Genomic DNA, 24037 nt, shown 5'->3' on the forward strand with positions numbered 1-24037 from the left:
ACTTGATAGGAAAATATAATCTAATCTATATGTTTTTAGTCTATGTAATAATAAGTATTAAATCATTTTCTATTCAGTGATAACCATTAAGAAATAGGTTGTATAAGGTAGTGATTTAATGTTTTATAATTCACTTTAATCAATATGAAATTAATTACCTATGCTTGGTGTTACACATTATTTTAAAAGCATTTGTGATATTAAACTAAATAATAATAGGTGTTGGCTATGGAGTTAACTTTAGAAGAACTATATGAAAATAATATTAAACGTTTTAATAGTACTTTAATTGAACATGAACAATATTCTTTAAATGGACCATTGTTGATGAGCTTAGATAGTTATTACAAACAAAAAACTAAGCTCATGATTGTTGGACAAGAAACTCATGGTTGGCTTCAATCAAGCAATATTGAAGAGCAGGTCGATGCTTATAAAAACTTCAATGTAGGTGAAAATTATAGTCAAACACCATTTTGGAACATTACACGTAAGATTGAGAGAGTATTAGGTATAGATCGCTGCTCTGTTGCGTGGAGTAACCTGAATCGATTTGATCAAAACAGCGGGACTCCTACTGAGAATGATGTTATTGCAAGTATTCTTGAGTTTGATGGACTTGTTAAAAATGAAATCGAAATTATAAAACCTGATGTTCTAGTCTTTTTTACCAACCATAAAAATGATGATCGTTTAGTTAATTTGTACAAAGATGCAAAGTTTGAAGAGATCCTTGGTTTACCAGATAAGCATTTTAAAAGAGTGATTCACCCAGAGTTACCTAAAATAACAATTCGAGCACCTCACCCAAAAACAATTCGTATCCAAAAGTGGGAAGATGCTTTTATCGATCATATAACAAATGTATCAAAAGATTTGGATATGTAATTGAAGTAAATCTTTTAAGAGACTCCTAATGTCAAAATTAAAATGTAAACACTGCGGTTATCTAGAGGAAGCAAACAAAGAGTTTTTCTTTAAACTACTCGGCGGTGGAATAGTCGGATTTGGTGGATATTCTTGGGTAGCATATCTATTTGCAGGAACAGGTTTTGCTTTTGCTATTTGTGTTGCAATAGTCGCCGGTGGGGTGGCTATGCTTGCTTTTTCCGATGAAATTACAAAATGGGTTTCTGAGCGATTCGATTGTCCACAATGTGGCAATAATGAATGGGATCTAATTAAATAACCTCAAAGGCCTGACTCCCATACACTATTGGAGTCAGGCCTTTTTCATGCCAGTTTACTTTCTTTATTTAGCTAGTGGATCTAACTCGCTGAAAGCAATGGTGTTGTGGTGTGCTTGTCCGTACCTAGCTCCATTACCCGTTCAAACAGCTCGGTTAGGTGGCTTTGGTGACTGACCATCAAGATGGTGCTATGCGGCAATAGAGTACGCAATTGCTCAATCAGGGCGTAGGCACTTGGTTCATCAAGGCTACTGGTGGCTTCATCTAGGATCAGCAGTTGAGGTTTTTGTACCAAAGCACGCGCTAGAGCAATTTTTTGTTGTTCGCCTCCCGAGAGCTTCATTTGCCATTCGGTTTCATTGTCCAAGTCTTCTGCCAGTGCGCTAAGTCCAACTCGCTCTAGAGCGGTTTGATAGGGCGCATCGTCTGAGCTTGGTGCTTGCGGGTAGCTTAAACATTCACGCATACTGCTTTTTGGCAGATAAGGCTTTTGAGGAAGTAGTAACACGTTGTGATCATCGGTGTGGAATTGACCTTGATAAAATGGCCAAATGCCCGCCAATGTGCGCAGTAGTGTCGATTTACCTAAGCCACTGGCCCCTCTGATCATCAACGACTCTCCTGACTTCACTTGCAATGAAATATTGGAAAGCAGTATCTGACCGTTTGGTTTTTGTATGCTCAATTGCTCGCAAGATAAGCCATAAGGTGTAGCAAAAGGCTTGTCTGCTGTTACTGGATGAGGCGTAGACCCTTTGTTTGGTGCGGTTTGCGAGAATGCTTCGCACTTATCCATAGCTTCAATAAATTGGGTTAAACGGACAACGGTGGCACTCCAATAAGTTAGGTCGTCATAACGGAAGATAAACCAACTTAGTGAGCTGTAAACACGCATAAAGGCCATACGTACTTGGAATAGACCTCCAACGGTAATCACGCCTGCCATCAGTGCAGGAATAGCAGCAAAGTAAGGTACCATAGCCGCAATTTGATGATAGGTGTTGATGACCATGCCTAGCTTTTTCTCACGTCCCATTAGGGCTTTCCAGTTGAACGAAATATCGTCAAATGTGGAGTCTAGCTGGGATTTCTCTCGCTGTTGACCATGCATTAAAGCAATTTGTTCGGCGCTATCGCGGCTACGCAGCAGTCGAGCACGAAAGTTTGCTTCTCGCTGTTGTTGTTGATAGTAGAGTTTATGCAGTTTATGGCCAAAAAAGTGCGTAACGCCGGCGCCGACGAGCGAATAAATTATGGCGAGCCACAGTAAGTAACCCGATATTTTAACGTCATCAAATAGAGGCAATAAAAAGTCACTGGAAAGGTTCCACAAGATGACACTAAATGCGGATATAGTCGCCACACTTTGAATTAAACCCAAAATCAGGGTTAAGGTATCAGTGGTGAGTAGTTTAATGTCTTCAGCAATACGTTGATCTGGGTTATCAGGCTCTTCGGTAAGCGTGAGTCGATAAAAGTTTTGGTTGCTTAACCAACGACCGACAAGGCGCTCGGTAAGCCAAGTACGCCAACGAATTTCCACCCATTGTTGTAGCCACTTTGCGTAGACTTTCATCACTACGATGATGGCCACAAAGCCAATAAATTTAAGTAGCAGGTCGTAAATTAGCGGACCATCTAATGCGGCCAAGGCATCAAAAAATTCTTTATTCCAAACGTTCAGTTTCACCATCACCTGAACAAGCAATAAAGATAGCGCAACGGTGGCGGCAAATAGCAGCCACGACATGATACTGGCTTTGCTAGACCAATAGGGTTTTGCTATAGCATAAAATTGTTTAAGGATTAACATACATTCCCTGATGTGACTAAAGCACATACAGCGTATAAGCCGTATGTGCTTGTATTAAGGTCGAAATTTATTAATCTTCTGCTTTTTCAGCAGGCATTAAACTGGCATCGATCCAATTGTTAGTGACCAATATTTGCTTTGCCATTTCATCCATTTGAGCTGGAGTGACACTGTCTACCCATGCCAAATAATCAGCAACAGAGGTTAGGCTATCTCCGTATTGCGCTGCGTCATTAAGATAATTTAGGCGCTGACGATCCGAGATATTGTCTGGTGCGAGTGAGTTCTTTGTTTGCGCAATGACTTCGGAAAGCTCTTTTTGGGTAACACCTTGCTCTAATACTTTGTCTAGCACAGCCGTTGCTTTGGTTCTTAGCTCTTCAACACGCAGTGGATCATGCCCATAACTCAGCATGCCAAAGGCTTGGTTGCGGTTTCTGTCTAGTCGAATGGCAAAGCGCACCGAATACACGCCGCCCGCCTCTTCACGCAAAGATTCACGTAAACGATTAGAAATAATGCGGCTTAATAGATACGCTTTATCACCACGTTGCGTGCTGTAAGCAAAGTCCTGATTGAACAGCAAGCTTGTGATTGCCATAGGCTCTTCGCCGGCGGCAATTCTAACTTCATGCTTGCCACTGCCTAGAGGCGGAAGTTCGATTTGAGAGTAAGCTTCTGCACTTGCTGGCAACGAGCCGATATAACGCTGCGCAAGTTCAATCACTTGTTTTGCATCGGCATTACCGACCACAATCAAGTGATGCTGGTTAGCGTTGGAAAACAGCATGTTCCAAACGTTGAACAGATCTTTAGTCTCAATCTTGCTTAATTGCTCTTTGGTTAAACGCAAGCGCTCAGGGTTGTTTACATAACGAATTGCATCGATTGCAGTGTTAAATTGACCATTTGAGCTTGTTTTTTGGTTCTCAATACCACGTTCCATCAAGCGTTTAGAGGCTTGCCAAAGCTCCTCGTCTACTTGCGGTTGTGTGATTTGTAGATAGACGTTTTGTAACCAGTTTTCTAGTGATTTCGGGTTCGAAGTACCCGAAAAACCATGCATACTTTGGTTTACATAACTGCTGATGCGGTTTGAATAAGGAGCATTTAGCATTGCCAGTTGGTCAGTGCTAAAGCCGCCGTAGCCAAACTTACTCATTTGACGCAGTAGCAGTGCAATTGAACGTTGCTCAGCAGGAAGATGCTGACTGCCACCCCAACCGCGATAATCTAAGCGCAGTTCATTGCTCGACTCATCACTGTATTCAAACCAAACTTGAGCGCCGTTTTCTAGCGTCCACATTTTTACGCCTTGTTGTTCTTTGTAAGCGACAATTTTGGCAGCTTCAGGCACATCAGAAACTAGCTTTTTGCTCACGGTAACCGGCGCAATGGCGGCAGGAGGATTGGCCTTGGCGTATTCCCATGCTTGTTGTAATTGGGCAACGCTTGGTAATTGCGCTTGGTTGTCTACTTTTACTTGCGCAATAACTAATGGATTAAGCGTTTGTACCATGCGCTTTAGGTGCGCATTGATTTCGTCAAGGGTGATGCTATTTGACAGTTTTTCAATCACCACAGCGTATTGATCTGAATCGATCAGTGGCGATTGTGAGCGCAAACGGTTAAAGATAGACATCATTTCGCGGCGGTTGGTGGTGTTGCGTAGTGAGTCAGCCATTTGCGAATAGCGATTGATCATGGATTGACGTTCGGTATTCAGATCGTCTTGATTAAAACCATGTGCGGCAAAACGACTGAGCTGTTCAAACGCTTCTTCAGTGCTCGCAAGGTAGTTTTTACCTGTCAAAATCACCATAAGACGGTTGTTGCGATAACCGGCAGCCATTGGACGTGTCATCATCATCAATTTACTGATGTTGTCACTCTCTACTTGGTATTGCTCACGCAGGCGCTTGTTGAGCACTTGCATGGTGATATCGTTAACCAGTTTAGCGCGCAATTCCGATTCAGTATGCGGCGTCACTTCATAGTCTCTAAAGTTAAAAGAGAGTACTTCAGTGGTGATTTCTTTGTCGGCAATCACTTTTAGATCAAGAGTATTGTCTAAAGGTACGTTTAATTGTGGGCGTTGTGGAAGCTCTTTGGCCGGCAGAGGTGCAAAGTAGCGATTAAGCATTTTTTCCACTTCAGCTTGGTTGGTTGAACCGACCACAATCAGGGTCATATTATTTGGATGGTACCAATCGTGCCAAAATGCTTCTATGCGACTTGCATCTACATGACGCACCAGATCCATATCGCCGATAGGCTCACGATCACCAAAGCGGCTACCTTCAAGTAGAATTTGGCGATTGGCTTTGCCTAGGCGTGCCATCATACTCAAAGTGCTACGCCATTCTTCTTCGACAACAGGACGTTCACGTTCCAGTTCATCTTGATCAAAGACCAGAGCGCTCGCTTGTTGAGAAAGCATGTTAAAACCTTCACTTAGCATCTCTTCTGAGCTATTTGGTAAGTGTAGGAAGTAAGAGGTGGTGTAATATTCGGTCATGGCGTTGACATCACGCCCAAATACCATACCGAGTGCTTGTTGATGTTCAATTAGGGTGTTGGCAGGAAACTGCTCAGTCCCGTTAAAGGCCATGTGTTCAACCAAATGAGCAATGCCTTTTTGGTCATCGTCTTCATCTAAAGAACCAGCGTTAACAACCAGTTGAAGTGATACGCGATCTTTCGGGCGGTTATTTTCCACTAAGATATAACGCATACCGTTATCAAGTTCGCCTTGGATCATATCTTGGCGTATTGGTAACTGAGGATCTTCAATGTTTGTTTTGTTTTGTTGGCAGCCAGTGATGGCAATGCATGCGGCTATCAAAATGGGAATATATTTCATACGATAGTGGCGCGCAAAGCGCGCCAACTCCTGGTTATTTATTAGGTGACTCAAAAGAGATGAAAATAGATGGCATTAGGTTTAATTACGCAGATTGACGTTTAGCCATATTTGTCGACCTGAGTTGTAGTAATCGTCTGGAACAACCAGACCATCAACGTGAATACCGGAAGTAGAGATAACTTCTTGAGTATTTAGAATGTTGGTTACGCTCAGACCCAGGATTAGGTGGTTATTAAGCTGAGTTGGAGTCCAGTTAATGGCCATATCCCACGTCACAAGATCGTCGAGTTCGACAGACTGCAAAGAATTGACTGTTTCTGGTTGTCCATCAATTTCAACTGATTCAACACCTAGATACACATTGTCTTTTTTACCTTGCTGATAGTTCACTCGGTTGTTCCAAACCACGCCAGCGTTTGCCCAGAACATATTCAGATCTAAGCTGCTTTTTATTGGAGATTGGTAACCACTCACATCCATTTCGCTATAGCGAACTAACTCGCCGTCAACCATTACCCACTCATCTTGGTAGCCACCGTTTAGGTTATTACCCGCACCATAAGTGCCTTTTAAGTCACCGTGACCACGGCGATAGTTGTAGGCAATTCTCCAGTTGGCACTAAAGTACCCCCCTGCAACTTCGTATGGTTTACGAGTGGCAACTTCAAGGCTAATAATGTGGTCGTCACTTTCGATATTGTTGTGGATCGTCGCTATGCCTAGGTCCGAGTCTTCAGAGAAAGTAATGCCATCTCTTTGCATACGGTAGATGTATGTCGTATCGAAAGCGAAGTTACTGACATTGATATCCCAAGATGCAGTAAGTTCATCAGAGTAAGGCACATCTGCTGAGCTGAGTGCTGCGCCATCGAATGTTTCAGTTGATGCACAAGTCAGGTTACTTTCATCTAGGTTGTTCCAATCACCATCGTTTGGCGTACAGCTACTAGAACGAGAAAGGTAGTTGTCTTGTTCTGCTTGTAGTGCGAAGCCAAGCATATTCGAGCTGTAGTAACGGTTAGCACCCAAGGTAATGCGGTTAGTGTTAACAAGATCGAAATCCCAGCTCGTGGCAATACGAGGTGAGAATACGGTTTGCTCAAATACACTCATGTGGTCAACACGACCACCTAAGTAAAGCCCCCAACGATCCCATTGCATTTTGCTGTCAGCAAATAGGCTGTATTGCTGAGCATCAACGTCGTAGTTTGAGGCATTGTAGCGAGTTAAGGTTGAAATGCTTGGGCTACCAAAATCAAGATATTGGTAGGCAACAAAATCATTGGCGCGATCAACGGTACTTTGCTGGTGGGTTGCTTCTATACCGATACTAGGTTGAAGCTCTACGTTACCGATGTAAGTTGGATCAGAATAATAGACTGATTTAACTAAGTACGAGTCTTGAGATTGCTTCAGGTTGCCGTAGCTTCCCTGATTGTACATTTCTAGACCATCCGCTCCGAAAACAAAGAACGAGCCAAAATAATCATGATCAGATTCACGTTCATCGATTAAATGATCGTACGCCAGCGTGGTTTGCCAGTGACCACTGTCAAACATGTAATCGAGTTTAAATGTACCGCCCATGCCTGCGTGAGTAACAACTGAATCACTGCCTTCTTGAACAGCATCATTGCTGTTTGCGTCATTTAAGAAAGTGTTTTTATGGTGACCGGTATAGCGAAAATCTGTGGTTGTCTGCCATGCGCCAGATTCCCAAATATGGGTAAGGAATAGGTTGTCCATGGTTTGGTCAGAATCTTTGCCATTCGCCATTGGAATATCCGATGCCTGATGACTGACGTTAAGCGCTAGCTTTTGCGTCTCACTAATAGCGCCGCCAATATGTAAGGAGTGCATGCGCTTTTGGTAGTTAGGTTGGTAGTAGCCTGAACCATCGATAGGGGTACCATAATCGTCTGCAAAGTTGATCCCCACTTTCTGCTTGGAGTTCCAAGAACTGTCATTCATGCGATAGTTATAATCAATCACAAATTCATCAGTTGGTTTACGCACATGTGCGTTGACGACACCACCGGTAAAGCCGCCGTATTCCGCGCCAATGTTATGGTCTAAAACCTCAATGCTATCAATAAGGTTAGTGTCAATGAAGTAACCTGAAGTGTGTCCTGAGCTTAGGCTCCCAGGTAAATCATTAGTGCCACCAAAGGTAGTATTGTTGTTTACGCCGACACCATCAATGGTGTATTTGGTTTGATGGGGTCTAGCTCCTGATAAGGAGATTTCTTCTGGTGTTAGATCGCCACCTTGCAGTGAACTTTGCGCATCATCAACACCCACTCTAGGCTCATGCTTGATCGCCTCAGATAGCGTTGGATTATCTTTGGGTGATTGCTCTAATTCCAAACGGTCAATGGTCAGTGCTGTTCCTGTAACCACGATGACTTCGTGGTCGCCTTTTTCTTCAGTTGTGGCTGAATTAGTTTGAGTCTCTGCGATAGCATATCCGCCATATAAAGCGGCAATTATCCCTAGTGCTAGTGGGGTTATTTTGTTAGAACGATCCATAAATCCTACAATTTTTAATCTAGACAGTGTGATTGATAGTGATTTGCTAACAAAGAAGGACATTCTGTTACTGCGGAATGTTTATGCGAATCATTATCATTAGCGTGTATATCATCCACACTCAGAAATTAAAAACAAGCTTTCATTCATGAAATTAATGGTAAGTTCAAGTTTTTATTGGTTTTTGTTATGTTTGTACGGGGTGGAAAGAGTAGGTGGTATAAAAAGTAACCATATTTATAGTGTGGATTAAATGCTATTTGAACAAGCTAGAATGAGCAGATATTTAGTACGATTGGTATTATTGCTTTGATTGGTGAGTATTAGTGCGTTGCATGCCAGTGAATGGTAAACGTGACAAAAATTGGCAAGTAATACGTGAATGGTTACACGTAATATTTGGCGTAGAAAGCAATTCATCCCCGCAAGGGGAGTCATACTGTATAGGGTATGAGGGGGCGTAGGGTTATGAGTTAGCGCATTTACCTGAGTAGTAGTCACTGTTGGTGGATTGCGGCGCTAATACAAATAGATCGCCTTGCCACATTTTAAAATCAAAACACCACTTGGCAAATTCTTCGCGCTTTGGCTTTGCTATCTGCATGTCAACACAGTGTCTCTGACAAAACACTTCCCAACGGCTTGCTTCTAAAAAGTGTTTAGGCTCAGTTTCTGTTAGGTACTTCTCGATAAACTGCTGGCGCTTCTTTGCTTCGGCTTGTTGATATTTGGTTAAAAGTAAAAATCGTTGTGACGTTTGGGTCATTGAATCATTCTGCATATTAGTGAGTTCTTTGTTAGATTAATGTTATCTACACAAAAAGAGCAAACTATACTGAAAACTATCGTTCAAGATCGTGATGGAGTAGACACTAAAATGCAGGTTGTTTTCAGCAATTAGGTGCATTTTATTAACATTTTGTATCATTTATAGAATAATAAAAGGCTGATTTTTCAAGGATGAAAAGCGCTTAGTTTGGTAAGTGTTAACTCTAAATACAACTTTGGCTATTGGAATATTATTCAATGTCACGCATAACAATTTTCAGCGTACACTCGTGTTCTTTTGTTATTAAAACGTTTCTTTTTTATTGGTCATGAGGGTAATGGTAGAGGTCGCGGTGGTGGCTAATTAACCATTTACAACCCTGTGAATAGGGGGCATCTTTACAGTGTAAATTGGCCCTATTTTTAAAACTGCAGAACTTTGATAACTATCTTTTAATTATTCAATATTTCGTTATGTAAATCAGATGTTTACTATACTGAAAATCGCAAGGATTGTAGTTAAACCAAACAGTGTCATTGGAGGAAGTAAATGAGATCGGCGAAAAAGCAGTATGCAGTGATAGGTTTGGGACGGTTTGGCTTATCCGTCTGTAAGGAATTAAGCCGAGCAGGAGCACAAGTGCTGGCTATAGACGTTGATGAAGACCGAGTAAAAAGTGCGGTTGAGTTTTCAACCGAGGTGATTGTGGCTAATTGCTCTCAAGAAGAAACGGTCGCGGAATTAAAGTTAGAACAATATGACATGGTCATGATTGCTATCGGTAGCGATATCAACGCCAGTATTTTGACCACCTTAGTATTAAAAGAAGCGCACTGTAAAACGGTGTGGGTAAAAGCTAACGATAAGTTTCATGCCAGAATACTGCACAAGGTTGGCGCAGATAGAGTCATCATGCCAGAAAGAGAAATGGGCATTCGTATTGCAAACCAAATGATAGACAAGCGGGTGAAGGACTTCCATCCTCTAGGCAGTGGTATTGCATTAACCGAAGTGATTGTTAGCGCGAAAATGCTGGGTAAATCTTTAGCCGATATGTCGCTATGTCGTGAAGAAGGGGTCAGTGTTATTGCCCTCAAGCGTGGGCCAGAAGTAATCTCTTCACCAAGCTATAAAAAAAGCTTAGAGATTGGTGATGTGATTATTATTGTTGGCCCTGAAGCCATACTTGCACAAAAACTACGTACATTATGATACCAAGAATTCATCAAAGCCGAGTCTATAGCCTAGGGCCTGAAAGAAAGGGTGGCAAAGGTGGTGAGCCGAGAATTATTGTTCTCAGCTTTCTTATGATTTTGTTTCCATCTGCAGTGCTACTGACGCTTCCTGTATTTTCTGTTTCAGGTTTGTCGATGACTGATGCCCTGTTTACCGCCACCTCTGCCATTAGTGTAACGGGCTTGGGCGTGGTGGATACAGGTCAACACTTCACTCTCAGCGGCAAGATATTGTTGATGATCTTGATGCAGATTGGCGGACTTGGTCAGATGACACTTTCTGCTGTATTGCTTTATATGTTTGGCGTGCGCCTATCTTTGCAACAACAAGCGTTAGCCAAAGAGGCGCTAGGACAAGACCGACGCATTAATTTGCACAGCTTGGTGAAAAAAATCATTATTTTTGCTCTAGCCGCAGAGTTTGTCGGCTTTGTGATCCTCAGTTACCGCTGGGTGCCGGATATGGGTTGGAGCACTGGCATGTTTTACGCCTTATTCCATTCCATTTCTGCCTTTAACAATGCTGGCTTTTCGCTCTTTTCAGATAGCCTAGTAGGCTTTGTGGGCGACCCGATTGTCATCAGTTGTTTAGCATCGCTGTTTATCCTTGGCGGATTGGGCTTTACTGTGGTGGGAGATTTATCCGCGAACTTACACAAAGGCTTTAGGCACCTACAACTGCACACCAAAATCATGCTATTGGGTACGCCAATTCTGCTTATTGTGGGTACGCTGATGTTTTGGCTATTGGAGCGTAACAACGCCGCCACTTTAGGCAGTTTATCTACGTCTGAGCAATGGTTTGCCGCTTTTTTCCAATCGGCAACCGCGCGTACCGCCGGTTTTAATAGCATTGATTTATCCTCGCTGACTTCTCCTGCGATGCTATTTATGATGCTGTTAATGCTGATTGGTGCGGGTTCAACCTCTACCGGTGGTGGTATTAAGGTATCGACCTTTGTTGTGGCAACCTTGGCAACGTGGAGCTTTTTGAGTCAGAAGAAACATGTGGTGCTATTTCATCGCACTATCGGTAGTCAAACGGTGACTCGCTCTTTAGCGATTATTGTGGTCAGTGGTATTTTGCTGTTCTTTGCGATGTTTGGACTCATGATTACCGAGCAAGCGCCATTTAAAGTGATTATCTTTGAAACCATTTCCGCGTTTGCGACGGTTGGTGTCAGTGCCGGGCTTACCGCTGAACTTTCAGAGCCAGGAAAACTCATCATGATCGTGGTGATGATTATTGGTCGTATTGGGCCTTTGACCTTAGCCTACATGTTGGCTAGGCCTGAAAAAACCTTAGTTAAATATCCAGAAGATCCGGTCTTTACTGGTTAACAGCATAACCTTTATCAGCAAACGTTCCGCGTGATGCAACTGGGCATACTTCTCTATTAAAAAATGAGTGTGAAACTATTTCTCATTTAGGTGGATAAGTATGCTCTTTTATTGTTCAATCCTTTCTTTGTTTGCACCGTTATCACCCATCCAAATATTCTGCTATTGCCCACTTATTGTGCGTTAAGATTTTATCTACTTAAAAATCAACCGTTTAACTTGCTTGTTTTATTGATGCAAAACTTGGCATCAATCTTGGATATTTTCATATGAGTTAATAATCATAATATGGAGATGTTCACTATGAACAAGGCGTTCAACACTAAATTAGCCGTTTTATCTTTAGCACTAACTTTGGGCTCTGGCGTGGTGCAAGCCGCAGATACCATCAAAGTGGGCGTATTGCACTCACTGTCAGGCACTATGGCCATCAGTGAAACCACATTGAAAGATACGGTTTTGATGCTTGTTGATGAGCAAAACAAAAAAGGGGGCCTACTAGGTAAAAAGCTAGAAGCAGTGGTCGTTGATCCGGCTTCTAACTGGCCTCTGTTTGCCGAAAAAGCGCGCGAGCTTATCGAAAAAGAAAAAGTTGATGTGGTGTTTGGTGGTTGGACTTCGGTATCGCGCAAATCAATGTTGCCGGTATTTGAAGAGCTCAATAGCATTTTATTCTATCCAGTGCAGTACGAAGGTGAAGAGTCGTCTAAAAACGTCTTTTACACTGGCGCCGCGCCAAACCAACAGGCAATTCCGGCTGTGGATTACTTGATGGACGAACTTGGCATTGAGCGCTGGGTGTTGGCGGGAACGGATTACGTTTATCCGCGTACCACCAATAAAATTTTGGAAGCCTACCTGAAAAGCAAAGGTGTTTCTGATAAAGACATCATGATCAATTACACCCCGTTTGGTCATTCGGATTGGCAATCTATTGTATCGGATGTGAAGAAATTTGGCTCTGAAGGCAAGAAAACAGCGGTGGTTTCAACCATCAACGGTGATGCAAACGTGCCGTTTTATAAAGAGCTAGGCGCACAGGGGATCTCATCAGAAGATATTCCAGTGGTGGCATTCTCAGTGGGTGAAGAAGAGCTTTCCGGGATGGATACCTCCGCATTGGTGGGACACCTTGCCGCATGGAACTACTTCATGAGTGTCGATACTCAAGCTAACGAAGAGTTTGTGGAAGCGTGGCATAAATTTATCAAAGACGATAAACGCGTGACTAACGATCCAATGGAAGCAAGCTACATCGGATTCAACATGTGGGTGCAAGCGGTAACTAACGCAGGCACAACAGACCCTGAAGCGGTGCAAGATGCCTTGATTGGTGTTGCTGTGCCGAACCTTTCAGGTGGCTATTCAACTATGCTGCCAAACCATCATATTACTAAGCCAGTATTGATTGGTGAAATCCAAGACGATGGTCAATTTGACATTGTTTGGGAAACAAAAGGTCTAGTAGCAGGCGATGCGTGGTCAGACTTTTTACCTGAATCAGCCAAGTTATTTTCAAGCTGGTCAAAACCTTTCTCTTGTGGCGCATTTAACGTAGAAACCAAAAAGTGCTCTGGCGGAAATTAATCATTCTGTGAGGCTTTCTTTTGCTCTTTTTCGTAGCGTTAGTTCGGGAAAGAGCAAAAGGAGGTGATTTTTAACACCTTTAGTGAGCGCATATTTTTTTGGTGAATGATCACCTTTGATTATCAGCCTCATTATTTTATAGGACACAGTTCATGAGACATTTTTATCATGGGTTGAAAGTTGTCGTGTTCTTGCTGATTAGCATTAACTTTGCAATGGCCAGTGTGAGTGATTCAGACAGTTTTACTCAAGCACTGAAAGGTCGCGATACGCAAAGTAAACAAGAAGCGATTGCTTGGCTGGTATCAAGCCAAACTCCAGAGACTTCCACTCAAATATTGAATGCATGGCTACACGGTGATTTATATTATTTTAACGATAAGTCGCATTCTAAATACCTTTCTTTATACACAATTTCTAGCCACAAAGTAGGCTCAACTGCGATCTCGGTTTGGGATGGTGAACAGCGAGTTGTAGAAAAGAAATCCTTATTTAAAAAAATTCGCGTTAACAACCGTTTTCGCGGCGCAATTCGCGCAGAGCTTGCCTCCCTTGGCTTAAACGACCCTAACCCAGTGACACGTCGCAGTGCGGTGGAGTCCCTGCTAGGTCAAACAGATGACCACATAATCAATGCCTTGCAAACTCGTTTAGCTACTGAGAATGACAGCCAAGTGATTGAGCTGATCCATTTTGCTTTAGCAATTGATACCGCATTAGATGTAAATGCGGCGACGGATAAACGTGTGGCAGCTATTCACTCTTTGAGTGATGAAAAACACGCTATTGTGTTTAAAACCATGCAAAGCGTTTTAGCGTCATCGGATAATCAGCAGATTATTGAGGCGGCAAACTACACCCTCGCTCAGTATCAACAAAGCCAGGCTTTGTACTCTGGGGTTGAGACGCTGTTTTTTGGGCTTAGTATGGGTTCAGTGCTGGTGCTAGCGGGCATAGGTCTAGCCATTACCTTTGGCGTAATGGGCGTGATTAATATGGCGCATGGTGAGTTGATTATGATAGGTGCTTACACCACCTATGTGATGCAACTGTTGCTACCAAATAACACCGCTCTGGCGTTGCTGCTGTCTATTCCAATGGCTTTCATCGTGTCAGGGCTAGTCGGCGTGCTTATTGAAAGAAGCGTTATTCGTCATTTATATGGGCGTCCCCTTGAGACACTGCTAGCCACCTTTGGTATCAGTCTTATCCTGCAACAAGCCGTGCGCTCGGTGTTTTCTCCTTTAAATCGTTCAGTAAGCACACCTGATTTTATGTCGGGAGCTTTACAGTTAAATCCTATGTTATCGCTAACCTACAACCGCCTGTACATCATTATGTTTTGTGTGCTGGTGTTTATGGGACTGCTGATGGTGTTAAAGAAAACGCCATTAGGTTTGCAAGTTCGCGCTGTTTCACAAAACCGTGGTATGGCAAGGGCAATGGGCATTCGCTCAGAGCGCGTTGATGCCATGACCTTTGGGTTGGGTTCTGGCGTGGCGGGCATTGCTGGGGTGGCACTTTCTCAATTAACCAATGTTGGCCCAAATATGGGGCAAGCGTACATCATTGATTCGTTCATGGTGGTGGTGTTTGGCGGTGTGGGCAACTTATGGGGCACATTGGTTGCAGGGCTTAGCTTAGGCTTGTTCAACAAGATCCTTGAGCCTTGGGCTGGCGCCGTATTGGCGAAGATCATTGTATTGGTGTTTATCATTTTATTCATTCAAAAACGCCCTCGTGGACTCTTTCCACAACGTGGCCGCGCCGCTGATAGCTAAGGAGAGCGTCATGAAGTCAAGATCGTTTGTACTTTCCGCCATGAGCGGAGATAGAGCGGGGCAAATCACCATTCTTGCCTTGCTAGCGGCTGTAGTGTTGATTCCTCTAGCCAATACTCTTTTACCTGCTGGGCACCCTTTGCATGTAGAGACCTTCACTATTTCGCTGATGGGTAAGTATCTTTGCTACGCCATGTTGGCGCTGGCACTGGATTTAGTGTGGGGATATCTGGGGATTTTGAGTCTGGGGCATGGCGCATTTTTTGCTATCGGCGGGTATGCCATGGGCATGTATTTGATGCGTCAGATTGGAGATCGCGGCGTGTATGGCGATCCATTGTTGCCCGATTTTATGGTGTTTCTGGATTGGAGCGATCTGCCTTGGTTTTGGCAGGGCTTTGATCAGTTTTGGTTTGCCATGGCGATGGTGGTGTTGATTCCGGGAGCACTGGCGTATGTGTTTGGTTATTTGGCATTTCGCTCAAGGGTTTCAGGAGTGTATCTGTCCATTATGACGCAAGCCTTAACTTACGCACTGATGTTGTCGTTCTTCCGTAATGAAATGGGGTTTGGTGGCAATAATGGATTAACCGATTTTAAAGATATTTTAGGCTTTAGTTTGCAACTAGATGGCACCAAAATCGCGCTGTTTGTGTGCTCCGGCATTGCGCTCATTATCAGCTATGTGTTGTGCAGAACCGTAGTCACTAGTCGCTTAGGGCGAGTGGCATTGGCGATAAGAGATACAGAGTCTCGTACTCGCTTTATGGGTTATGACGTAGACGGCGTAAAGCTGTGGATCTTTGTGTTATCGGCGGTCATTGCAGGGATCGCAGGGGCGTTATATGTACCTCAAGTGGGCATTATCAATCCGGGAGAGTTTGCACCAATTAACTCCATTGAGATTGTGGCTTGGGTGGCGTTAGGTGGACGTGCCACTTTAGTAGGCGCAGTCGTTGGCGCTTTGATCATCAACTACGCCAAAAGCTGGTTTACGGTGGAATTTCCAGAAATTTGGCTGTTCGCATTGGGTGGATTATTTGTGTTCTCAACCATGTATTTCCCAAAAGGTGTGATGGGCTTTATCAGTGACAAGTTTGCACTTACTTACGCTAAAAGGGCGAACAAACAACAAGATGCAAAACAGAGTCAATCAGAGGCTAAGCCAGCGGAGGCCAATTTATGAGTGCGTTAGATAATATGAATACTCTCAAGGAAAACGTGCGTTCATTTACTCGTCGCGATCAAGTGTTTCCTTTTTTGATTCCGCAAACTCACCCGCTCATTGATACCAGCCATAACATTTTGCTGTACGCAGAAGGGGTGAACAAAAGCTTTGATGGCTTTAAAGCGATCAATGATCTGAACCTTTATATCCGTGAAGGAGAGTTGCGCTGCATTATTGGGCCAAACGGCGCAGGCAAAACCACCATGATGGATATCATCACAGGTAAAACCAAGCCTGATTCAGGCAAGGTTTGGCTTGGTTCAAACATCAATTTATTGGAAATGAACGAAGCTGAAATTGCCAATGCCGGCATTGGTCGTAAGTTCCAAAAACCGACCGTGATTGAATGTATTTCTGTGTGGCAAAACCTTGAGTTATCTATGGCGGGCGTACGTTCGGTATGGGGGACATATAGAGCCAAAATGTCATCGCAGCAGCGTGATAAGTTGGAATCGGTATTAGAGCTTATCCATTTGAAAGACAACGCTAAGTTATTGGCGGGTAACCTATCTCACGGGCAAAAGCAGTGGTTAGAAATTGGTATGTTGCTGATGCAAAACCCCAAACTGCTATTGGTGGATGAACCGGTAGCGGGCATGACGCATCAAGAGATGGATCGCACCTCAGAGCTACTTAACTCATTGGCGGGCAATCATTCCGTGGTGGTGGTTGAGCACGATATGGATTTTGTACGCTCGATTGCCAGTCACGTTACTGTGCTTCATCAAGGGCATGTATTGGCGGAAGGCACCATGGATCAAGTGCAAGCTCACCCTGAGGTGAAGCAAGTGTATTTGGGAGAATAAGATGTTAGAGATTAAATCGCTAAACCAATTTTATGGTGAAAGTCATACCCTTTGGGATTTAGATATCACTATCCCAGAAGGCAAATGCACTGTGCTGATGGGGCGCAATGGGGTGGGTAAGAGCACCTTACTTGAATGTGTGATGGGCTTAGTTAAGGTCAAAAGTGGCGATATTTTACTAAAAGGCGAGTCGATACTGGGCTTAGATGCGGAAGAGCGACCACGCAAAGGGATTGGCTATGTGCCGCAAGGACGTCAGATTTTCCCTATGTTAACGGTGCAAGAAAACCTAGAGGTGGGACTGCCGATTCGTGACAAGGGCGATCGCCAAATACCTGAGTTTATCTTCGATCTTTTCCCTGTATTAAAAGAGATGCTACATCGACGAGGTGGCGACTTATCGGGGGGACAACAGCAACAGCTCGCCATAGGGCGTGCGCTAGTGGTCAATCCAAAATTGCTGATCTTAGACGAACCAACTGAAGGTATTCAGCCCAATATCGTGCAAGAAATTGGCGATATTATTCGAATGCTTAATGAAAAAATGGGCTTAACTGTATTGCTGGTGGAGCAAAAGCTTCCATTTGCGCGAAAGGTTGGCGATTGCTTTTGTATCTTAGACAGAGGCAGACAAGTTGCGACCGGAGAAATACAAGAATTGAGTGAAGGCTTGATTAAGGAGTATCTAACGGTATGAGTGTTTCTTCTGCTTTGCACGATAGCGCGGATGCGCTATCGCCTTTGGGCGCAGAGATCAAACATCAAACAGAGCAGGGCTGGAAAGCTCAGCTCTGTTTGAGCTTTGTCGATAGAGGCGATAAAACGGTCATTAAGCACCGCAGTCAACAAGGGCCGTTGGCGATTCAGCGGCCTTTATACCCAGAAGGCAAGCCTTGCCATACCTACCTACTGCACCCTCCAGGCGGTGTGGTTGGCGGGGATACTCTTAATATTAACGTTACCTTGCACTCGGGCGCTCACTCTTTAATTACCACACCAGGTGCGACCAAATTCTATCGTTCAGACAGTAAATATGCGCACCAAAAGCAGGTGCTGTCGGTCAAAAATGGTGCTCGCCTAGAGTGGCTTCCTCAAGAAAATATCTTTTTCCCTAATGCTTACAGCCGTTTAGATACTGAAGTTCACCTTGAGTCAGGGGCGCAATTTATCGGTTGGGAAATGCACTGTTTTGGACGACCTGCACTGAAAGAGGGATTTGAGCTGGGTCATCTAGTTGGGAAAACTGAAATTTTCCAAGACGGGAAGCGTTTGTTAGTCGAAGGCATCAATTTTCATGGCGGAGATAACCTCATGATAAATATGGGGCTTTTAGGTCGCTCTATGCTGGGGACGCTGTATGTGAGTGAAGTTTCACAAGAATTATTGGAGTTGGTACGGAGTTTGCTTTTATCAATAGTAAGTGAGAACAACTCAAATGATGCCACCGATGCAAGGCAGACGACAAGCCATCAGCAACAGCCTTTGCTATTAAGTGTGACTCAGATTGATGGCTTGATGGTGGTGCGTGCTTTGGGTGAGTGGAGTGAAGATATCTTGTCTGCCTTCACTTTGGTTTGGCAACAAGTCCGACATTATTGGACAGGCGAGACGCCAACCCCACCGCGCATTTGGGCGACCTAAAAAAGAATTAGGGAAGAATAACGACATGGAATTAACACCGAGAGAAAAAGACAAACTGTTGATTTTTTGCGCTGGAATGTTAGCGCAACAACGTAAAGATAAAGGCTTAAAGCTTAACTATCCCGAATCTATCGCCTTGATCAGCAGCGCTATTTTAGAAGGTGCTCGAGAGGGAAAAACGGTGGCGCAATTGATGGATTATGGTCGCACTATATTAAGCAATGACCAAGTTATGGAAGGTGTGGCCTCTATGATCCCTGATGTGCAGGTGGAAGCGACCTTTCCTGACGGTACTAAGTTAGTCACTGTTCATGATCCCATTGTCTAAATCAGGCTTGTAATAAGCCGAGGCATCACCCCCATCATACTCAGGGACGAGTTCTGCAACACAATTTTAGGGACGGAAAAATGGCAGTAGCAAAATCAAAAGCAAAAACAGGCACATTAATCCCCGGTGAAATAGAGGCAGGCCAAGGAAGCATTGAATTAAATGTCGGCCGTGAAACGCTGTCTATTAAAGTGGAAAACATCGGCGACAGACCGATTCAAATTGGCTCGCATTATCACTTTTATGAAGCGAATAACGCCTTGATTTTTGCCCGAGAATCCACAAAAGGTTTCCGTTTAAACATTCCTGCAGGCACAGCCACCCGCTTTGAACCCGGACAATCTCGAACGGTAGAACTGGTGAAATACGCTGGCAAACTTGAGGTGTATGGATTTCAAGGAAAAGTGATGGGCCGTCTTGAGTAATAAAGTGTTGAGTACAAAGTGCTGAGTACTAACCGTATCCGTCACCTTAGCCGCGCGTAATCTTGTTAATAAAAACAGGCAGTTAATAGAGAAAGGTAGAGTAGGTCATGGCAAAGATATCCAAACAAGCGTACGCCGAAATGTTTGGTCCAACAATTGGGGATCGAATGCGTCTTGCTGATACCGAATTGTGGCTAGAAGTAGAAAAAGATTTCACCATTTACGGTGATGAAGTCAAGTTTGGTGGTGGTAAGGTCATCCGTGATGGCATGGGGCAAAGCCAAAGACCGAGCGCCGAAACTCCCGATTTAGTGATCACCAATGCTGTGGTGCTCGATTATTGGGGAGTGGTGAAGGCCGATGTCGCCATCAAAGACGGACGAATTTACGCTTTAGGCAAGGCGGGCAATCCAGATGTTCAGCCTGAGGTTGATATTGTGATTGGTCCCGGTACTGAGATTTTAGCGGGCGAAGGCTCAATTTTGACCGCTGGTGGCATCGACTCTCACATTCACTTTATCTGCCCGCAACAAATCGAAGAGGCCCTCGCCTCTGGCGTCACTACTATGATTGGTGGTGGCACAGGCCCCAATACCGGCACGAACGCAACCACTTGTACGCCGGGCCCTTGGAATATGCACCGTATGCTAGAAGCATTGGATGAATACCCAATGAACTTTGGCCTGCTGGGTAAGGGTAATGCGAGCCAGCCACAAGCATTGCGAGAGCAAGTAGAGGCCGGCGCAGTGGGGCTAAAACTGCATGAAGATTGGGGAACTACTCCGGCCTCTATTGATACTTGCTTGAGCGTTGCCGATGAAATGGACGTGCAAGTTGCCATTCATACCGATACTTTGAACGAATCAGGGTTTGTCGAATCCACTTTAGGTGCGATTGGAGATCGCGTTATTCACACCTACCACACTGAAGGGGCCGGCGGCGGTCATGCGCCCGATATTATTCGCGCCGCAGGTGAGCCAAACGTACTGCCATCTTCCACTAACCCAACCCGACCTTACACGGTCAATACGGTTGATGAACATCTCGATATGTTGATGGTATGCCACCATTTATCGCCTTCGATTGCCGAAGATGTGGCGTTTGCGGAGTCGCGTATTCGCCGTGAAACTATCGCAGCCGAAGACATTTTGCACGACTTAGGCGCCTTTTCTATGATTGCTTCCGACTCCCAAGCAATGGGGCGTGTTGGCGAAGTCATTACTCGCACATGGCAGACAGCACACAAGATGAAGGTACAGCGTGGCAGTTTGCAACAAGACTCTGACTACAGCGATAATTTTCGCCTAAAACGTTACATTGCCAAATACACCATCAACCCAGCTATTACTCACGGCATGTCCCACGAAATCGGTTCGATTGAAAAAGGCAAACTGGCAGATCTCGTGCTTTGGAAGCCGGCCTTTTTTGGGGTGAAACCAAGCGTAATTATAAAAGGTGGCATGATTGCAATGGCGCCAATGGGCGACCCGAATGCCTCCATCCCCACGCCGCAACCTGTTCATTACCGCGCTATGTTTGGCGCTTCTGGCAAAGCCAGCCAAAGTACCTCAATGTTGTTTGTGTCCAAAGCGGCCAAAGAGAACAAGATAGCTGAGCAATTGGGCTTAAATAGCTTAATTGGCGTGGTCAAAGATTGTCGCAACATCAGCAAGGCTGACATGAAGCTCAATGATTGGATGCCAAAGATTGAAGTGGACTCACAAACCTATCAGGTGCGAGCAGACGGTGAGCTATTACAGTGTGAGCCCGCCGAAGTATTGCCGATGGCACAACGTTATTTCTTGTTTTAAGCATGCAGTAAGGACAAATCATGATTGAACTGACCAAAATTAATTCGCAAACCGTCAGCAACCCCAATGGCTATCTTAGCTTACCGATAGATAGCCGTATCAAGAGCCGCTTAAAAGTTAACCTTGAAGATGGCCGAGACGCAGGGCTGTTTTTACCCCGTGGCCATATCTTGCGTGGTGGCGAACAGTTGCTCAGTGAGTGCGGCATGGTCGTGGAAGTGAAAGCTGCGCCAGAGACCGTCTCAACGGTGCATTGCTCGGACACATTATTGCTAATGCGAGTGGCGTATCACTTAGGTAATCGTCACGTTCCTTTGCAAGTAACCGCTGATTGGGTTCGCTATCAACACGACCATGTATTGGACGAGATGGTACAAGGGCTTGGCGCAACAGTGACGGTCGAATCTGCGCCATTAGAGCCAGAAAGTGGCGCGTATGGTGGTCGCTCAGGCGGCGGTCACCATCATCACTAATCATTTATTTATCAGTTAATTATCGGTTTAAAAGTAAGGATCACTTAATGAACACATTATTAAACATACGCGCGGCGGCAAACAAGTCTGCGAAATCAATAACCGCCGCATTAGCCATGACGCTACTTACCCCAATTAGCGCTTTTGCTCACCCAGGACATGCCGATCACTCTTTTTTTTCGGGTCTTACGCACCCGCTGACCGGCGTTGACCACTTGATTATGTTATTGGCGTTTGGCTTGTTAGTCGGCACGTTAAGTTTTAATAAAGGCAAGACATTTGCCCTGCTGGCGGCAGGTGTTGCGTCGCTAGTAGTGGGATTACTAGCAGGCAAAGCCTTAGGTTATGCCGCGTTTATTGAACCTATGATCATCGCATCACTGTTTGTGATGAGTGTCTGTTTGTGGCATGTGGTGACGCCGTCGGTGACTAAAGTCAATGCAGCGCTGAGCCTAGCGATTGGATTGCTGTTTTTCCACGGATACGCACATGGCGTGGAAGCGGCCGCCAATCTTTCTCAATTTGCGCTAGGAATGACCATGATGGCATGCATGCTATTAGGTGCAGGTTGTATGGCAGGTCGTTGGATTGGTTCAAAGTGGCTTTCTATCGGTGTGGCTTCGGCTAGCGTGCTGTTTATGGTGGCCGCTTAGTGTTGTTTGATGAACCATCAATGAATGCAGGGGTGAAGCATGGCGTTAGATAAAAACCTGGCTTGCTATCGCTTGTTTCAGTTGTTTAGCCCCTCATTACCTATAGGCGGTTTTACATACTCCCAAGGGCTGGAATATGCAGTAGAAGCAGGCTGGGTGAGTAACCGGCAAGAATTTGAAAGTTGGCTGATGAATGTGGTGATGTCGAGCATTGCTACTTTGGAGTTGCCGATACTGGAAAAATTCTATCACGCCACGAATCGCGCGGTGACGGATGAGGCTATTGCTTCTATCGAACACTGGAGTGAAGTGCTGTATGCCAGTCGCGAATCTAAAGAGTTACGAGCTGAAGAAGTGCAGCGAGGTAAAGCGCTAAATACCTTACTAAGACAACTCAACATGGATATGACGCTGGTGGACAAAATGACGCAATCACCCAATCAATTGATAGGTATGTGCATTGCCGCTCATCACTGGCAGATCAATTTAGAACAATTAACCGAAGGCTATTTATGGAGCTGGCTGGAAAACATGGTCACCGCGGGAGTTAAATTAGTTCCTCTTGGGCAAACCGATGGTCAGCGAGTGTTGTTATCGGTCACTGAGTGTTTTCCTGACGCCATCGCACGTGCTAAGCGCACAGAAGAGTGGATGATATCAAGCTTTACCCCTTCGCTTGCGCTGGCAAGTAGCTTACATGAAACCCAATACACGCGGTTATTCCGCTCATAATGAATAGGAAATAAGACAATGGAAAGTTATAAACAACCTCTTAGAGTGGGTATTGGAGGCCCAGTGGGTTCGGGCAAAACCGCGCTGTTGGAAGTCTTGTGTAAGGCGATCCGAGATAGATTGAATATCGCCGTGGTCACTAACGATATTTACACCCAAGAAGACGCAAAAATTCTGACTCGCGCAGAAGCGCTAGCGCCAGATCGCATCATTGGCGTCGAAACCGGAGGCTGTCCGCACACCGCCATTCGTGAAGACGCATCCATGAATTTAGCCGCCGTGGAAGAGCTAGCAAAACTGCACAAAAATCTTGATGTGGTGTTTGTGGAAAGCGGTGGTGACAACCTCAGTGCTACCTTTAGCCCTGAACTGGCGGATTTAACGATTTACGTGATTGATGTCGCCGAAGGTGAAAAGATCCCTCGTAAAGGCGGCCCCGGAATTACCCGTTCAGATCTATTAGTCATCAACAAAATCGACTTAGCCCCATATGTCGGCGCGTCCCTGGAAGTAATGGAACAAGACACACAACGCATGCGCCCTACTAAGCCGTATGTATTCACCAATTTAAAAGAGAGTGTCGGCCTAAATACCATCATAGATTTTATTATCACCGAAGGCATGCTGACGCCTAAAAGCTGATGATAATTGTCGATGGATTTCGATTTTTCTGTTTAGGAATCCATCGACCTTTTTCCACCCAATCTCCATATCTCTAACCTCTATTTCTTACTCACGCCTATCATTTTTACTTACCGCCTTTTATTGGCAGAGAATGGTGAACCAGCGCACATTAATATATGATTCGTTGTCTTCTTTTTTAACGGTA

At 44.5% G+C, this 24037-nt stretch carries 21 protein-coding genes; 17 read left to right on the plus strand and 4 right to left on the minus strand.

The genetic code is table 11. From position 1 onward, the window contains the following. Positions 1-228 precede the first annotated feature (228 nt). Positions 229-888 carry a hypothetical protein gene (locus QV280_RS13115; protein WP_152820245.1) on the plus strand — a complete coding sequence of 220 codons (660 nt, stop codon included), beginning with the start codon at positions 229-231 and terminating at the stop codon, positions 886-888. A 28-nt stretch (positions 889-916) separates the two neighbouring features. After that, the gene (locus QV280_RS13120) at positions 917-1189 is read left to right on the plus strand and encodes a hypothetical protein (protein WP_152820247.1); all 273 of its coding nucleotides are present in this window, start codon (positions 917-919) and stop codon (positions 1187-1189) included. A gap of 80 nt (positions 1190-1269) precedes the next feature. Here QV280_RS13120 and QV280_RS13125 read toward each other — a convergent pair whose 3' ends face one another. The 4 genes from QV280_RS13125 to QV280_RS13140 form a co-directional block, all read right to left on the minus strand. Continuing rightward, a complete protein-coding gene (locus QV280_RS13125) occupies positions 1270-3030 on the minus strand; it encodes an ABC transporter ATP-binding protein/permease (protein ID WP_152820249.1) in 1761 nt (586 codons plus the stop codon). A 43-nt stretch (positions 3031-3073) separates the two neighbouring features. After that, a complete protein-coding gene (locus tag QV280_RS13130) occupies positions 3074-5866 on the minus strand; it encodes a M16 family metallopeptidase (RefSeq protein WP_152820252.1) in 2793 nt (930 codons plus the stop codon). Positions 5867-5947: 81 nt separating this feature from the next. Then, positions 5948-8398, minus strand: coding sequence for a TonB-dependent receptor plug domain-containing protein (locus QV280_RS13135; RefSeq protein ID WP_172972801.1), 2451 nt, complete (start codon positions 8396-8398; stop codon positions 5948-5950). Between the two features lie 466 nt (positions 8399-8864). Beyond that, positions 8865-9179 (minus strand): hypothetical protein, encoded by a 315-nt coding sequence (locus QV280_RS13140; protein ID WP_253912538.1) that lies wholly within the window; start codon positions 9177-9179, stop codon positions 8865-8867. Positions 9180-9716: 537 nt separating this feature from the next. On the opposite strand from QV280_RS13140, the gene QV280_RS13145 reads away from it, so the two are divergent. The 15 genes from QV280_RS13145 (at position 9717) to ureG (ending at position 23850) form a co-directional block, all read left to right on the plus strand. Then, positions 9717-10379 carry a potassium channel family protein gene (locus QV280_RS13145; protein WP_152820255.1) on the plus strand — a complete coding sequence of 221 codons (663 nt, stop codon included), beginning with the start codon at positions 9717-9719 and terminating at the stop codon, positions 10377-10379. Next, positions 10376-11743, plus strand: coding sequence for a TrkH family potassium uptake protein (locus QV280_RS13150; RefSeq protein WP_152820258.1), 1368 nt, complete (start codon positions 10376-10378; stop codon positions 11741-11743). The genes QV280_RS13145 and QV280_RS13150 overlap by 4 nt, the downstream gene beginning before the upstream one ends. A gap of 303 nt (positions 11744-12046) precedes the next feature. After that, positions 12047-13330 (plus strand): urea ABC transporter substrate-binding protein, encoded by a 1284-nt coding sequence (urtA, locus tag QV280_RS13155; RefSeq protein ID WP_023403277.1) that lies wholly within the window; start codon positions 12047-12049, stop codon positions 13328-13330. 152 nt (positions 13331-13482) lie between these two features. Then, positions 13483-15111 (plus strand): urea ABC transporter permease subunit UrtB, encoded by a 1629-nt coding sequence (gene urtB / locus QV280_RS13160; protein ID WP_152820260.1) that lies wholly within the window; start codon positions 13483-13485, stop codon positions 15109-15111. Positions 15112-15121: 10 nt separating this feature from the next. Further along, a complete protein-coding gene (gene urtC, locus QV280_RS13165) occupies positions 15122-16297 on the plus strand; it encodes an urea ABC transporter permease subunit UrtC (RefSeq protein ID WP_152820263.1) in 1176 nt (391 codons plus the stop codon). Beyond that, entirely contained in the window at positions 16294-17145 is an 852-nt protein-coding gene (urtD, locus tag QV280_RS13170; RefSeq protein WP_023403280.1) for an urea ABC transporter ATP-binding protein UrtD, read from the plus strand. Before urtC ends, urtD begins: the two co-directional genes overlap by 4 nt. Position 17146: 1 nt before the next feature. Beyond that, complete coding sequence (gene urtE / locus QV280_RS13175; protein WP_023403281.1) at positions 17147-17842, plus strand: urea ABC transporter ATP-binding subunit UrtE; 696 nt, start codon at positions 17147-17149, stop codon at positions 17840-17842. Then, a complete protein-coding gene (locus QV280_RS13180; protein WP_152820265.1) occupies positions 17839-18786 on the plus strand; it encodes an urease accessory protein UreD in 948 nt (315 codons plus the stop codon). Before urtE ends, QV280_RS13180 begins: the two co-directional genes overlap by 4 nt. A gap of 25 nt (positions 18787-18811) precedes the next feature. Continuing rightward, positions 18812-19114 (plus strand): urease subunit gamma, encoded by a 303-nt coding sequence (ureA, locus tag QV280_RS13185; protein WP_023403283.1) that lies wholly within the window; start codon positions 18812-18814, stop codon positions 19112-19114. A gap of 80 nt (positions 19115-19194) precedes the next feature. Beyond that, the gene (locus QV280_RS13190) at positions 19195-19539 is read left to right on the plus strand and encodes an urease subunit beta (protein ID WP_152820267.1); all 345 of its coding nucleotides are present in this window, start codon (positions 19195-19197) and stop codon (positions 19537-19539) included. A 107-nt stretch (positions 19540-19646) separates the two neighbouring features. Then, positions 19647-21350, plus strand: coding sequence for an urease subunit alpha (ureC, locus tag QV280_RS13195; RefSeq protein ID WP_152820270.1), 1704 nt, complete (start codon positions 19647-19649; stop codon positions 21348-21350). A 20-nt stretch (positions 21351-21370) separates the two neighbouring features. Continuing rightward, a complete protein-coding gene (ureE, locus tag QV280_RS13200; RefSeq protein WP_152820272.1) occupies positions 21371-21823 on the plus strand; it encodes an urease accessory protein UreE in 453 nt (150 codons plus the stop codon). Between the two features lie 47 nt (positions 21824-21870). Next, positions 21871-22476, plus strand: a complete 606-nt coding sequence (locus QV280_RS13205) for a HupE/UreJ family protein (protein ID WP_253912539.1) — start codon at positions 21871-21873, stop codon at positions 22474-22476. Positions 22477-22515: 39 nt separating this feature from the next. Further along, on the plus strand, positions 22516-23208 hold the full coding sequence (locus QV280_RS13210) for an urease accessory protein UreF (RefSeq protein ID WP_152820274.1): 693 nt from the start codon (positions 22516-22518) through the stop codon (positions 23206-23208). An 18-nt stretch (positions 23209-23226) separates the two neighbouring features. Further along, positions 23227-23850 carry an urease accessory protein UreG gene (ureG, locus tag QV280_RS13215; RefSeq protein ID WP_023403289.1) on the plus strand — a complete coding sequence of 208 codons (624 nt, stop codon included), beginning with the start codon at positions 23227-23229 and terminating at the stop codon, positions 23848-23850. The last annotated feature ends 187 nt before the right edge of the window (positions 23851-24037 follow it).

This window comes from Vibrio sp. B1Z05 (assembly GCF_052955985.1).